This is a genomic window from Paenibacillus solani, from assembly GCF_050475945.1.
In the GTDB taxonomy this organism is placed as follows: domain Bacteria; phylum Bacillota; class Bacilli; order Paenibacillales; family Paenibacillaceae; genus Paenibacillus_AQ; species Paenibacillus_AQ solani_A.
The window spans coordinates 222,930-236,848 of record NZ_JBCMXJ010000016.1; the positions used below are offsets into that span (position 1 = coordinate 222,930).

A 13,919-nucleotide genomic window follows, 5' to 3' on the forward strand; every position below is an offset into this window, starting at 1 on the left:
AGGCTGTTTAGACCCACCACATTTCTCCCAGCGGCTCTTCAATCAGCACTTGCTGAAGGTTTTGCACTGCTTTGGAGAAGCCTTCTTCGATCGACATCAATCCATCTTCATGTTCGATGCTGACGACATAATCATATCCAACCAGACGAAGGGCACTCATGATATCTGCCCATTCTTTCACATCATGACCGTAACCTACGCTGCGGAACTGCCAAGCGCGGTCCAGCATGTTGGCATAAGACTGCATATCTGTAACGCCGTGCTTGTTCACATTAACCGGATCAATCGTTGTATCCTTCGCGTGGAAGTGATGAATAGCCCCTTCACGACCCAAAATATGAATCGCCTGTACCGGATCAATCCCTTGCCACCACAAGTGGCTTGGATCCAGATTGGCACCGATCACTTCGCCTGCGGCCTCACGTAAACGGAGCAGTGTGCCCGGCGTATGAACAGAGAAGCCTCCGTGCAGTTCAAGACCGATTTTGACATTGTGATCTGCAGCATATTTGCCCCACTCAGTCCAATAAGGAATAACCTTGTTATCCCACTGCCAAGTCAGGATTTCCTGATAGTCATTAGGCCAAGGCGCTACCGGCCAGTTCGGGTATTTAGCATCCTCATGATCGCCCGGGCAGCCAGAGAAGGTATTCACAACTGGGACTTCAAGCTTCTCGGCCAGCTCTACCGTTTTTACGTATGTGTCATGGAACTCTTTTGCGATCGCTTTTTGCGGATGAAGCGGATTGCCGTGGCAGCTCAATGCGCTAATCATCAATCCACGAGATTCCACTGCATTTTTGAAGTTTTTCAACGCAGTTTCATTCTCAAGCAGCTCTGCCGGATTACAATGTGCATTTCCTGGATATCCGCCTGTTCCAATCTCAACTGCCTTCAGACCCTTGGATGCTACATAGTCCAAAGCATCCTCCAATTTACGACCGCTCAGCAATACCATAAATACGCCTAATTTCATTGTGTACCTCCTGGTTTGTCTTAGTATTAGTATATTGTAAGATTAGTTATCGAAATAAACCGCTTTTCCCGTCTTGGCTGATTCATAGATCGCTTCCAAGATTTGCGTTACAACAAACGCCTGCTCAGGCTTAACGACTGGATCTTTATCCTCCACAATCGCTTCAAGCCACATTCTTGCTTCACGGTCCGTATCATTTTCCTTGGAACCGGAATAGAATGCAACCCCGCCAGCATTCAGATCTACCTTGGTTTCATATAATCTGCTCATTTTCTCACCGTTAATACGCAGCCCGTCCTTCATATCGGCACCACCTTCGGTGCCCGCCAGTACGGTTTTGGCTTCGTCAGTCTCAACGACATTAAGGGCCCAGCTGGATTCGAGGATGATTGTCGCCCCGTTCTCCATCGTGATGAACCCGAATGCCGAATCCTCTACCTTGAATTCTTTCGGATCCCACGGTCCGAAAGCATTAGCCGCATTCTCGCGGTGTCCAAGTTTATGGAATGTCGAGCCAAGCACGCTTTTCGGCTTGTAGTTGTCCATCAGCCACAAGGTCAAATCCAGGGCATGAGTACCAATATCGATCAGCGGACCTCCGCCTTGCTTCTCTTCATCCAGGAATACGCCCCAGGTCGGGACTGCACGACGGCGAATAGCCAGCGCTTTACCGTAGTAGATATCGCCCAGTTCGCCTTCCTCACAGATGCCTTTCAGATACATGCTATCATCGCGGAAACGGTTATTGTAACCGATCGTGAGTTTCTTTCCTGTACGCTTAGCGGCGTCCAGCATCGCTCTTGCCTCGGCAACGGTTTTTGCCATAGGCTTCTCGCACATCACATGTTTGCCCGCTTCCAAGGATGCTACTGTGATTTCGGAGTGTGAATCGTTTGGTGTACACACATGGATGACATCGATGCTGCCATCCTGCAGCAAATCTCTGAAATCGGTATACACTTTTGCATCTTCTATGCCGTATTCGGCAGCCGCTTTCTGCGCACGTTCTTCAACAATGTCGCAAAAAGCTACCAATTCGGCTTGCGCCTGCTTCTTCAAGCTCGGCATATGCTTGCCGTTGGCGATTCCCCCACAACCGATAATTCCGATTTTTAATGTTTTTGACATGGCCATATTCTCTCCCGTCTGCTTGTTGTCCTCTAAACAAGAACACACTTATACTGATTGCAACGCTTTCAAGCAGTTATCGGGCCGGATTCAACTCCGGCCGGGTTGCCTGAAAGCATTCTGCTGCATGATGTCCATAACCAGCCAGCAACTTACTGGTACCCTAATTCGTTGATTCGGCAGCTGCATAAGCCGGAAGTTTACCGTAACGGTATGTGCTTTGCAGAACGATGTGTCTTCCTTCGAGCGAAGATTGCTGGAAAGAATGCATAATCTCCAGCACGTGGTACGCCAGGCGGGCACTCACGCGATGATCCTTTTGCTCATGAATCGATTGAATCATATCCTCAATCCCCAGACCCCGCTCGTTCTTCCCGCATTCAAACACGGGCTCAAGCAATACCCATTCATCAGAGCCGTGTTTCCGGAGTTTCACTTCCCCGTTAAAGTAGTTTGGATCACCCAAGCTTAAAGTTCCATGCGTACCATAGATTTCGATCCAAGGCAGATGCGATCCGCCAAAGATATCAAAGCTTGTAATCATGGACACGATCGCCCCATTCTCAAAATCGATCGTTCCTGCTAAATGCGTTGGCGTCTGAACGGTTATCGGCTTCGCTTGGAGCGGGCCAGAGGCAACTACGCGATCTGGGATCTGAATGCCTGCTGATGCACTGACCCGACTGGCAGGTCCAAGAAGTTCAACCAAGGCTGATACATAATAAGGCCCCATATCCATCATCGGGCCGCCACCGCCTGAGGCGTAAAAAAATTCCGGATTCGGATGCCAAGCCTCAGGCCCGGATCCCATCATAAATGCTGTGGCAGCAATAGGTCTGCCGATTTGTCCGGAATCAATAGCTGCTTTAGCCGTTTGGATACCTGATCCCAAGAATGTATCAGGTGCGCAGCCGACGCGAAGACCTTTTTGATCCGCAATATTCAGTATGCGGCGGGCTTCATCAAGGGTGATAGCCAGCGGTTTTTCACTATACACATGCTTTCCTGCTTCCAGAGAAGCGATATCGACATTAGCATGGCTGGCCGGAATGGTTAAATTAATGATCAATTCAATCTCCGACTGTGCAAGCATCTCCTCCACGGTATACGCTTTCGGGATGTTGAATTCCTCGGCCTTATTCTTCGCATTGTCCAATACAATGTCAGCACATGCCACGACTTCTACCCAAGGGCTGTTCTTTAAGTTCGTGAAGTATACGCCGCTGATCGTTCCGCAGCCAATTATACCTGCTTTCATTTTTTGCATCGCTGTCACTCCTTGAGTGTTTTGATGTGCTCGGACTAGTACCATGGTATTCTTTTATGCTTTCGTTTAAAATGAAGAATATGATTAAAACATGAACAATCTGGTCATTATTTTCTTATTCTTCAAAGGGGACTCAAGTAATGGATTCAAATCTTTCCAACCAAGTCGTAGCAGCTGATTTCTCGTTTCATCGCAAGCCCTTCAAAATGTCCCTGGCGGACGGTTTTGACACCTACTTGATGCGCTGGCAAACCGATGGCAAATGCCGTGCCAAAATCGATGATGAACTATCGCTAGTTGAAGCAGGGGACCTGCTGATCTTTACTCCTGGACAACCATATGAACTGCGAATTGATGACGAATACAACGCTTCGGGTGAATTAACCATCGAAAGCGGGGATTATCATATTTTTTTCAAGGGGCCATGGGCTGATGCCTGGTGGAACTCCAAGAAGCGGCCAACCAAAATCCGTGTACCGCTTGAAGAACGCTACCTCAGCCTGTTTCGGCAGATTCTGCTGGAGCAGCGTCGTGTATCAGATCCTTATCCGGAGATTTCGGATTATACAGTGCGTATTCTCTGCCTGGAAGTCGACCGGCTGTTATCTGAACAGCCATCCACGACACCAAAAACATATCTCGCTTACCGGATGAAGAACTATATTGAAGAGAATGCTTCCTCCATGTTCAAGCTTGAGGATGTAGCCGCACACGTCGGCATTAGCGTCTCCCGTGCCGTTCATCTGTTTAAAGAGGCCTTCGGCACTACCATTATGCAATATGCCATGGAAGTGCGTCTGAGCATGGCCAAGGAACGGATCGTATTCAGCCCTCTATCCCTTGAAGATGTAGCTGAAACCTCGGGGTTTGCCAACTATACGTATTTTCACCGTGTGTTCCGCTCTCGATTCGGCGTTTCACCTAAGCAGTACCGAATGGACAGCCGAACATCTAATTAATCACATTTCCTCTATTAAAAAAGCGGGCCGACTAAGGATTTCCTTGGTCGGCCCGCTTTGCTCATGAATTACATGCAAGATATTTCATAAGTGCACATCTCACTTCTTATTTGGGCCTAAGCTGGCCGCTGCCTCGGCTACAACGATCGCCAAGTCTTCATTTCCGAATAACGACAGGACTCCTAGCAGGGTCTGATCCGGTATTTCACCAGCTTCTTCTTTGGGTACCGTTAATTCCAACACACGCGACAGCCGCTCGTTGTCTGGCTGATTCGGATATGCTTTGCGGTACAGCTCTGCTGGGTCCAGTCCGTGATTCACACACCACTGGGCAAACACGAGGATCATCATATCCTCATCCTGCCGGTACGATTCCACAATCCGTTCCTCGACGGATTTATCCGCGGATTCCATGTAGTACGCCTCCTCTTACGAACAGGGCTTCTTCAGCTCTTTATCGTTCATGAAGACATTATACCGTGTATTACGGCTCTGACAAAGTCCGAATACTAATCGACCATTTTCACTTGGACGGCATTGCTCTTTGCCTTTTGCTCATGTTTCTTTTTCATCCAGGTTCCAAGACCGATAATGATGACAATAACGAGAATTTCAAATCCATATTTAAGAACACCATTGGAGAACCAGCTGTGAATCAACGGCTCTTCCACAATCATCTTCGATGCGGTCCAGGCAAGCACCGCAGCACCGAAGGTGATAATAATCGGAAAACGATCCGTCAGCTTCAGAATAATGGTACTGCCCCATACCATGATCGGCACGGAAATCGCAAGACCGATAATAACCAGCATAAAGCTTTCTCCGGCCGCACCAGCTACAGCCAGAACATTATCCAGTCCCATCATTGCGTCTGCGATAATAATCGTTCGGATGGCCGCCCACATTTGGTTGCCAGCTGAAATTTCATGTTGTTTCTCATCTACCAGCAGCTTGTATGCAATCCACATTAGTGCAAGCCCGCCGATTAAGCGCAAGCCCGGAATCATCAACAGCTGAACAACAAGGAGCGTTGCCACGATACGGATGACAATTGCACCAACGGTCCCCCACAAAATAACCTTCTTCTGATCCTCTTTCCGGACGTTCCGGGCGGCAAGGCCAATAACAATGGCGTTGTCGCCAGCCAGCACGAGGTCAATGAGAACGATCGACAGCAGCGCCGTCCAAAATTCCATCGACAATAAATCCATACCTCTCCACCCTTTCTGCATTTTTATTAGGTTTCCACCTACCGATGTTCTCCATCCAAAAAAAACGCTGTTGCCTTATTTTATAAGGTCTACAGCGTTTTTTGGGCGCAAAAAGAGACCTCTACCTCATTAATAAACAATCAGGCAAAGGTCTCGCTAAACAACATCATGGTTGCCAATAAAGCCGGGGATGGTGAATCCCGTAATGACGACTTTACTTACAATATAGAATATATAAGTAGGGCCCATAAAATTCTATATCGCAAGAAAACCTACCATTGAATCGCGGTCGCTCATATTTGAAAAGGCCACGATAGCAGGTTTTCTTATGAAGCTACTCCCCTTTGGGAACTATTCGGTTGGACATATTATAGCATATGAAAAATCGCTTGTATATCCATTTTTTCGCATACAAAATCAAAGGATAACACCCCAAAAACGCGCACAGCACAGATTGTTTCTGATATCATATGGCTATTCAGGTGAACAATACAAAGTGAGGATACTCTGCATGAAGAAATGGATTTTACCCGCATTTTACGCATCCCTAATGGTGATTGCTTTTGTACATCGGTATGAAATTATGGACTGGCTTGGGGGGAATCCCCCATTCATACTCATGATTCTATTAGCGACCCTGCTGGCCCTATTTCCTGTTGCCCCATACAAGGTCGTTATCGCGATTCTTGGATATGCATACGGCACGGTATGGGCCGCAGCTATTTCGTGGTTTGGAACGACCATAGCTGCCATCATACTCTATGTCATCGTACGTACCTTATATCGGGAAGCCGGGAGGCGTTTGATTGATAAATATTCCGTTATCCGCTCCTTCACCGGTGCGGTTGAACGGCGTCCCTTTCAGGCGATATTGCTTGTCCGCATGCTGCCCATTGTCCCTCAAATGGCGGTCAATATTTATGCTGGCGTCGCTGCCATTCCTTTCTGGACATACGCCATCGCAACGGGCATCGGTAAAATACCTGCCATTCTACTGTATGCTTGGCTTGGCAGCGGATTTGTCGACCATCCCGTGATGTTCACCATGATTGCTGCAGGACTCATGCTGGTAACGGTTATAGGCGTCGCCATTTTCCGAAAAAACGAAGGAAAACAAACGTAAGGACGAAGGAATTTGGGTTTCTTTCATCAATATGATTATAATAATAGTAAGACTTACATTTATAATGTCATAACGATGGAGGGATAATAGATGAATAATCGTTCAAACCCAAGTGAATTGGCTACCTTTGCTGGAGGCTGCTTCTGGTGTATGGTCTCTCCTTTTGATGAGCTTCCAGGCATCCTCAAAGTCGTCTCCGGTTACACTGGCGGGCATAAGGAAAACCCGACGTATGAAGAAGTATGCTCCGATACGACCGGTCATTATGAGGCCGTGCAAATTACTTATAATCCGGAGGTGTTTCCTTACGAGAAACTGCTGGAGCTCTTCTGGCAGCAGATTGATCCTACAGATGCTGGCGGACAATTCCATGACCGCGGCGACTCTTATCGTACCGCGATTTTTTACCATACGGAAGAGCAGCATGAGCTTGCGGAGCAATCGAAACTGGAAGTAGCGGCAAGCGGACGGTTTGACGGTCCGATCGTCACGCCGATTATTCCCGCCAGTACCTTCTATCCGGCCGAAGAATACCACCAGGATTACCACAAGAAAAACCCGGGTCATTATAAGCGGTACCGCAAAGGATCGGGACGCGAAGATTTCATTGAGCGGCATTGGACTGCCCCCGTGGATACACTTGAACTCAAACAAAGACTGACTCCGATCCAGTTCGAGGTCACCCAGAATAATGCGACCGAGCCACCGTTTCACAATGAGTTTTGGGACCATCAGGGAGAAGGCATCTACGTAGATATTGTATCTGGCGAGCCGCTCTTCAGCTCGACAGACAAATATGATGCCGGTTGTGGATGGCCGAGCTTTACCCGTCCGATTCGTGAATACAACATCAAGGAAAAAATGGATCTTACCCATATGATGGTTCGCACCGAGGTAAGAAGCAAACAGGGCAACTCCCACTTAGGACATGTGTTCGAAGACGGCCCAGGGCCAAATGGGCTTCGCTACTGTATCAACTCTGCGGCATTGCGGTTCGTACCGAAGGAAGAGATGCAGCAAGAAGGCTACGGAGAGTATTTACAACTTTTTGAATAAAAAAGAAACTCACTGTGCATTGCCTCGAAAGGGCGGTGCACTTTTTTTTTACCTATAAACCGACCTATTCAATTTCACTGCACGGGGTAATATAGATTACATACCTTATTACGACTGAATGGAGGGATCGTTAACATGCCATGGAGCAAACATGATTATCCACCATCCATGAAAAATCTGGAGCCACGGGTAAGGAATAAAGCGGTAGAAATCGCTAATGCCTTGCTGGAAGAGGATTATGATGAAGGACGTGCCATTGCGATTGCTACGGCCAAGGCAGAGGAATGGGATGAGAATCATCCCAAAGACAAAAAGTAAGAAATAAACGGAAGAAGCCCGCCCTGATGCGGGCGAGCTTCTCTTATTGGGACCGTATTATGAACGGCCGCTAACTGTATGTTGGGCAGCTTTCGGAGTAACTGGTGTGCTTGATGCACGGACCGTTTTCCGAAGCGGTTTCTTTTCCGTTTTCTCTGCACCGTACGTAACTGTGATCGTGATCACTTGCCCAGCGATCGATACGGCTAAAATAGTATATAAGGTTTCCATAAGTGGCATGTAGAATAACGATAACAGCAGTACGATGGCATCCATCAGGAAAAACACCGTTCCTACTTTAAGCCCGCTCCACTCGCTGAATAGTACGGATATGACATCGTCACCGCCTGTTGCTCCGCCGAAACGGAGTACAATACCGGCACCGAAGCCCGTCAGAATGCCAGACACAATCGCGGCTGTAAGCAAGTGGTCACCAAGATCAATCACAATCGTCGAATAACGCTCGATCAATGCATAGAACAGGGTAAACATACTCGCTGCTACAACTGTGTTAAGAATAAATTTCCGACCCTTGATGAACAACGCGATCAGCAGCACGGGTATATCCATGAGGATCATGCTTAAGGCTGGCGGGATATCGAATGCATACTTGCCCAGCAAGGCCAAGCCGACAAAGCCGCCTTCGCTTAAATGATTGTAAAAATTAATGTGATAATACGTAAATGCCATTAAAAACGTTCCGAACAACATGGCTGACATGGTAATAATTGTGTTTTGTCTTTTCCTCATACAGGATCCCTCTTGTCGTAGTAGATTGGTCAGACTTAGGCCAATCTCTACATAGGGGCAACCTGGAGGAGCTTATCCTTCGAACCATAGTTCCCATCCTTTCGCAGAGACCGTCCTAGTCTTTAGACGTCCGACTTTGCTCTACGAAGGAAGCTATGTGTATGAGAGATCATAACGTTTCCAAATCGTCCTTGGGGAATTCGTCCTTCGGGGACACATGGTATCCTGATCCTTTCTCTTTAAATTCTGTGCTTCTCTATATTATAACACAGTTGGCATACAAGCTAAACAGCCGGTTAGGAAATAGGCCGCTAAGTGGCTGTTCACACATTCGCTAAATCCTCTGTGATTTGAATCACAATAGTCCATTTCTTTACTATCTATACTTAAAACAGCACCAAATTTCGATTCAAAAATCAAGGGGGATTTTCGCATGTTAAGCCAAGAAACGATACAAATTATTAAATCCACAGTACCTGTCCTGGAAACTCACGGAACAGCGATTACGAGTGCATTTTACAAAAAATTGTTTCATAATCATCCAGAGCTTCTTAACATCTTCAACCATGCGAATCAACGAGAAGGAAAACAGCCCTTCGCTCTCGCCAATGCTGTCTACGCCGCTGCTGTCCATATTGACCAGCTTGAAGCCATCATTCCGGTTGTCAAGCAAATTGGTCAGAAGCACCGGGCATTGAATATACTGCCCGAGCACTATCCGATCGTCGGTGAAACACTGCTGGCCGCAATGAAGGAAGTGCTTGGCGATGCTGTAACTCCCATAATTATCAACGCTTGGGCAGAAGCATATGGCGTCATAGCCGATGCATTCATTGGTGTTGAAGCAGAAATGTATGAACAAGCTGCAAATGAACCCGGCGGCTGGAAAGGGTATCGTAATTTCGTTATCGACCGGAAGGTGGAAGAAAGCTCTGTCATCACTTCTTTCTACCTGGTTCCGCAAGATGGCGGCAAGATTTCCTCCTATCAGCCTGGCCAATACATTACGCTCCGGGTAAAACCTGCGGGCGAAGAATTTTATCACAATCGTCACTACAGCCTATCCGCTGCACCCGGACATCCTTACTACAGAATTACCGTAAAACGTGAGGACGCAGTGGACAGGAAACCTGCGGGCGTCGTATCCACTTGGCTGCATAATGTTGCCGAGGTTGGCACCGCCCTTGAGGTCACTGCTCCAGCCGGATCCTTTACTTTAGATATGGACAGCGAACAGCCGCTCGTGCTGATCAGCGGAGGTGTTGGCTTAACGCCGATGGTGTCCATGCTGGAAAGCGTTCTGATCCATCAGCCTAACAGGAAAGTCACATTTATTCATGCCGCCAGATGCGGCAGCCAGCATGCAATGAAGCAAGATATCCTTGAGCTTGCCTCCAAGCATCCGCAATTAAGTTCCTACATCATTTATGAAATACCGGAAGAAGGAGATCAATGCCATAAATCGGGCTATATTGATCTTGAGTTCCTTCAGCAAACCGTTGATCCGAACTCCGACTTTTACTTCTGTGGTCCGGTTCCATTCATGCTTGCCGTTAATCAACAACTGAAATCCATGGAGGTACCTTCCGAACGCGTACATTACGAGTTCTTCGGCCCAGCGGGTACACTGGATAGCTAAATCATCATTCATTACCAAACCGATCAAGGGATGTCTGTCTTGCAGAAGACGGACATCCCTTTTTGGGTTCAATACGTGAATTTTCATCGCCGAAAAAAATATACTTTCCGTATACTTTGCAGCCATTGAAAGTATATGGGAAGCTTCAGTTGTTTATGCTGATATCATTAAATGACCTTATCGATTCCCCGCAGCAACCGGTTTACGGTTTCCCGCCTTACGCCAATAAGCTGGCCAATCTCTTCCTGTGTCAAATATTCGGTCAGATGGATTCCCTGAGAATATTCATCCAGCCAGCGAATCAGCAGCTCCAAACGCTCCGCAGGTCCACCCACTGTCAAATGATCCAGCCTCATCTGCATAAACCTTACCTTTTCCTGCAGCAATCTTGCGACTTCAAGCGGCTTCTTCGGATCTTCTTCAAGCTCACGGTACCAAGTCTTGGCTGAGATGACCTCCACCTCACTTTGGATGAGCGCAGTCGCTGTTCCATGGGTTTCCTTCGGACTGATCAGCGAATGGTGCGGCACCATCTCACCGGGATATAAAATATTGAAAAGCACCATATTGCCATTCGGATGAAGACGTGTCACCTTGAACAGCCCGCTCCGAATATGAAACAAATGATCCCCACTATCCCCCTGCCGGAACAATATTTCTCCTTTATGAAGAATCATACCTTGTCGCCTCCTGTAAATACCCTTATCTGGAGTTTAAACGATACAGCGGCGTGAATCCAATCCTATACCATAAATTAAGGGTTGCACGTCTCTATATAGTGACATACTATGAACAAAGACAAGAACATATGTTCCTTTAACGTGGATTGAAATCTATACTGAAGAGGTGTCACCGTTATGAAACCCTCCATCCCCCCTCCGCCTACCCGTGAAGATGAAGCACTCATCAGAGACTACCTGCTGCATCGCATGCTTCAGATGGTTCTTGAACGGGATATCCAAATATTCAAAACCCTTGAGCTGACCATGACGAATCTCTATATCCTGAATCTGCAGCACATTATCAAGAGAATGTCCGAGCCCTACTGGACAATTAAGCAGCAGATCAGGCAACGTGGCATCCGGATTGAGAGCAAGAGCTGGACCCCTGAGGGAGAAATTCAGGTATTATATCTATGCCGAGGCTATCAGCGTTCACTGCTTTGCAGTTGGCCTCCCATGAAGGAAGAGTTAAAGAATCGAATTATTTCGTATCTTGGTACGGATTTGGCGGCATACTAGCCCCAACAACGCACAAGACAGGAGTATCCATGAAAAATATCTTTCACATATATGCTGCCGATATCCATAGACTTATCCGTAACTGGGCTGCGGTCGTCATCATCTCCGGACTGGCTGTTCTTCCTTCCCTATACGCCTGGTTTAACATTGAAGCATCCTGGGATCCTTACGGACAGACCTCAGGTATATCCATTGCCGTTGCCAATCTTGATAAAGGCACTACCCTGCGCGATCAGCCAATTAATCTCGGTAAAGAGATCGTCCAATCGCTGCAGCATAACGAGAAGCTCGGATGGCGATTTACGACAGATAGCGAGAATGCGATTCAGGGCGTACGACACGGCGATGATTATGCCGCCATCGTCATCCCGGAAGACTTCTCCGCCCGGATTGGAACCGTTCTGACCAATGAGCCGGTCAAGGCTCAAATCCTCTATTATACAAATGAAAAAATCAACGCCATTTCTCCGAAGGTAACTGCACAGGGTGCATCCGGTATTGTGGAGGAAATCAGCAAAAATTTTATCAAGACTGCCAACGGCACGATCTTCGAGATTTTCAATACACTCGGGATTGAAATTGAGAACCAACTCCCTGCCATCCAGAAAATCCGAAACCTACTGTTCCGGCTGGAGAAGAGCTTTCCAGAGCTCAATGAGGCAGTGAGCGTAGCAGAAAAGGATATTAAGCTGGCTAACCAGCTGGTCAAACAAGCCAATTCCGCCCTGCCTCGCTTGGAGAGTATTGCAAAGGATGGCAAAGAGATCGCTGGTGCCCTGGTGGAGTTCACCAATGAAGCGGCCAGTGCTTCCAAATCACTGGAACCTTCACTGCGCCAGGATTTGGAGGTGTTGGATGCCGCAACCGGAACACTCTCCCAAGTACTTGACGCTTTAGGGAATACCGATATTGACCCAAAAGAGCTGGCAGAGCGCCTGAACGCTGCCAAGGATCGGGCACAGATAGCATCTCAAGCCGCAGACCGGCTGGCCCGTTTGTTCAAGCGGCTGGGTTCGTTATCCCCGGCAGCGGCATCAGGTGCTGTCAGACTCGAGGAGATTGCCAAGCGTTGGGCAACAGCCCAATCTGTGCTCCAGACCATCACGCAAGCCGTTGCAGAAGGAAAAGAAGCGCCCGCGGAATCGATCGACAAGCTGAAGAAACTGAGTGATGACATAACGAGCCTGACCGGTACACTGTTAAACCGTTATGACAGCGAAATCGGTCCAGCGATCAGCAAGGCCTTCGCTAAGGGATCCGATATGGCCAAGCGTGTCCAGAATGAGTTGAATCAGGCACTTGCCAGCGTTCCCGATATCCAGCGATTGCTTGAAGATGCACGGAAAGGTCTCAACCTAGGTCGCAAAGAAATTCAGCTTGCCCACAGTCGACTACCGGAGGCCGAGCTTCGAATCACAACATTGGCTAACCGGATGCGCGAGATGGAAGCGGAAGGGGATATCCAAGAGGTAATCGATCTGCTTAAAAATAATTTTGAGCTCGAAAGCCAGTTTTTTGCCGAACCTGTCACACTCCAGGAAAACCGGCTATATCCCATCCCGAATTACGGCTCTGCGATGTCTCCTTTCTTCACGACTTTATCCTTATGGGTTGGTGCCCTGCTGCTCGTATCCCTGCTCTCTGTCGAGGTGCATGAGGAAGAGAAGAGTTTCCGTAGCATCGAGGTATACTTTGGACGTTTCCTGACCTTTCTGACGATTGCCCTGTTCCAGGCATTATTTGTTACCCTGGGCGATCTTTATTTGTTGCGAGCCTATGTAGTGAATCCGGGCTGGTTTATTCTGTTTGCGCTGCTTAACGGCTCGATTTTCATGCTGATTGTCTATACGTTGGTATCGGTATTTGGCAATGTCGGAAAAGCCATGGCGATCGTGCTGCTCGTCCTGCAGCTCGCTGGCGCGGGAGGAACCTTCCCCATACAGATGACACCTCCTTTCTTCCAGTCCCTGCACCCCTATCTGCCATTCACTTATGCCATCAGCATGATGAGGGAAGCTGTCGGCGGCATCCTGTGGGATATCGTCTACGTGGATATCTTGTTTATGCTGATCTTCGCCGTGATGGCGCTTGTGGTCGGGATCTTCCTCAAGAAGTCGATCAATCAGGCCAGCAGCAGGCTTGTCAGCAAAGCAAAAGCATCAAAGCTCATTCATTAGTTCAGCGATCGAAAAAAACCTCCAAAAGTCTCGCTTGAGACCTTTGGAGGTATGTTGATTGAATATAAGTGAAT

General features: G+C 47.9%; 14 protein-coding genes. 7 read left to right on the forward strand and 7 right to left on the reverse strand.

Annotated features, from left to right (window positions below; all coding sequences use genetic code 11):
* Positions 1-7 precede the first annotated feature (7 nt).
* The 3 genes from ABEQ74_RS19690 to ABEQ74_RS19700 form a co-directional block, all read right to left on the reverse strand.
* Positions 8-976 (reverse strand): sugar phosphate isomerase/epimerase family protein, encoded by a 969-nt coding sequence (locus tag ABEQ74_RS19690; RefSeq protein ID WP_430123839.1) that lies wholly within the window; start codon positions 974-976, stop codon positions 8-10.
* A 42-nt stretch (positions 977-1,018) separates the two neighbouring features.
* Positions 1,019-2,104, reverse strand: a complete 1,086-nt coding sequence (locus ABEQ74_RS19695) for a Gfo/Idh/MocA family protein (protein WP_430123840.1) — start codon at positions 2,102-2,104, stop codon at positions 1,019-1,021.
* A 163-nt stretch (positions 2,105-2,267) separates the two neighbouring features.
* Entirely contained in the window at positions 2,268-3,371 is a 1,104-nt protein-coding gene (locus ABEQ74_RS19700; protein ID WP_430123841.1) for a Gfo/Idh/MocA family protein, read from the reverse strand.
* A gap of 140 nt (positions 3,372-3,511) precedes the next feature.
* On the opposite strand from ABEQ74_RS19700, the gene ABEQ74_RS19705 reads away from it, so the two are divergent.
* Positions 3,512-4,330, forward strand: a complete 819-nt coding sequence (locus ABEQ74_RS19705; protein WP_430123842.1) for an AraC family transcriptional regulator — start codon at positions 3,512-3,514, stop codon at positions 4,328-4,330.
* A 99-nt stretch (positions 4,331-4,429) separates the two neighbouring features.
* Here ABEQ74_RS19705 and ABEQ74_RS19710 read toward each other — a convergent pair whose 3' ends face one another.
* Both ABEQ74_RS19710 and ABEQ74_RS19715 read right to left on the reverse strand, forming a co-directional pair.
* Positions 4,430-4,744, reverse strand: coding sequence for a hypothetical protein (locus ABEQ74_RS19710; RefSeq protein WP_430123843.1), 315 nt, complete (start codon positions 4,742-4,744; stop codon positions 4,430-4,432).
* Between the two features lie 95 nt (positions 4,745-4,839).
* Positions 4,840-5,541 carry a TerC family protein gene (locus tag ABEQ74_RS19715; protein WP_430123844.1) on the reverse strand — a complete coding sequence of 234 codons (702 nt, stop codon included), beginning with the start codon at positions 5,539-5,541 and terminating at the stop codon, positions 4,840-4,842.
* Between the two features lie 511 nt (positions 5,542-6,052).
* Here ABEQ74_RS19715 and ABEQ74_RS19720 point away from each other — a divergent pair.
* The 3 genes from ABEQ74_RS19720 (at position 6,053) to ABEQ74_RS19730 (ending at position 8,038) form a co-directional block, all read left to right on the forward strand.
* Complete coding sequence (locus ABEQ74_RS19720; protein WP_430123845.1) at positions 6,053-6,664, forward strand: TVP38/TMEM64 family protein; 612 nt, start codon at positions 6,053-6,055, stop codon at positions 6,662-6,664.
* A gap of 90 nt (positions 6,665-6,754) precedes the next feature.
* Positions 6,755-7,720, forward strand: a complete 966-nt coding sequence (msrA, locus tag ABEQ74_RS19725; RefSeq protein ID WP_430123846.1) for a peptide-methionine (S)-S-oxide reductase MsrA — start codon at positions 6,755-6,757, stop codon at positions 7,718-7,720.
* Between the two features lie 135 nt (positions 7,721-7,855).
* On the forward strand, positions 7,856-8,038 hold the full coding sequence (locus ABEQ74_RS19730; protein WP_430123847.1) for a hypothetical protein: 183 nt from the start codon (positions 7,856-7,858) through the stop codon (positions 8,036-8,038).
* A 57-nt stretch (positions 8,039-8,095) separates the two neighbouring features.
* Here ABEQ74_RS19730 and ABEQ74_RS19735 read toward each other — a convergent pair whose 3' ends face one another.
* On the reverse strand, positions 8,096-8,788 hold the full coding sequence (locus ABEQ74_RS19735) for a YitT family protein (RefSeq protein ID WP_430123848.1): 693 nt from the start codon (positions 8,786-8,788) through the stop codon (positions 8,096-8,098).
* 433 nt (positions 8,789-9,221) lie between these two features.
* On the opposite strand from ABEQ74_RS19735, the gene hmpA reads away from it, so the two are divergent.
* Positions 9,222-10,427, forward strand: a complete 1,206-nt coding sequence (gene hmpA / locus ABEQ74_RS19740; protein ID WP_430123849.1) for an NO-inducible flavohemoprotein — start codon at positions 9,222-9,224, stop codon at positions 10,425-10,427.
* 167 nt (positions 10,428-10,594) lie between these two features.
* Here hmpA and ABEQ74_RS19745 read toward each other — a convergent pair whose 3' ends face one another.
* On the reverse strand, positions 10,595-11,104 hold the full coding sequence (locus tag ABEQ74_RS19745; RefSeq protein ID WP_053488910.1) for a Crp/Fnr family transcriptional regulator: 510 nt from the start codon (positions 11,102-11,104) through the stop codon (positions 10,595-10,597).
* Positions 11,105-11,284: 180 nt separating this feature from the next.
* On the opposite strand from ABEQ74_RS19745, the gene ABEQ74_RS19750 reads away from it, so the two are divergent.
* Positions 11,285-11,668, forward strand: coding sequence for a hypothetical protein (locus ABEQ74_RS19750; protein WP_430123850.1), 384 nt, complete (start codon positions 11,285-11,287; stop codon positions 11,666-11,668).
* A gap of 29 nt (positions 11,669-11,697) precedes the next feature.
* Positions 11,698-13,845 carry a YhgE/Pip family protein gene (locus tag ABEQ74_RS19755; protein ID WP_430123851.1) on the forward strand — a complete coding sequence of 716 codons (2,148 nt, stop codon included), beginning with the start codon at positions 11,698-11,700 and terminating at the stop codon, positions 13,843-13,845.
* Positions 13,846-13,919: the final 74 nt, after the last annotated feature.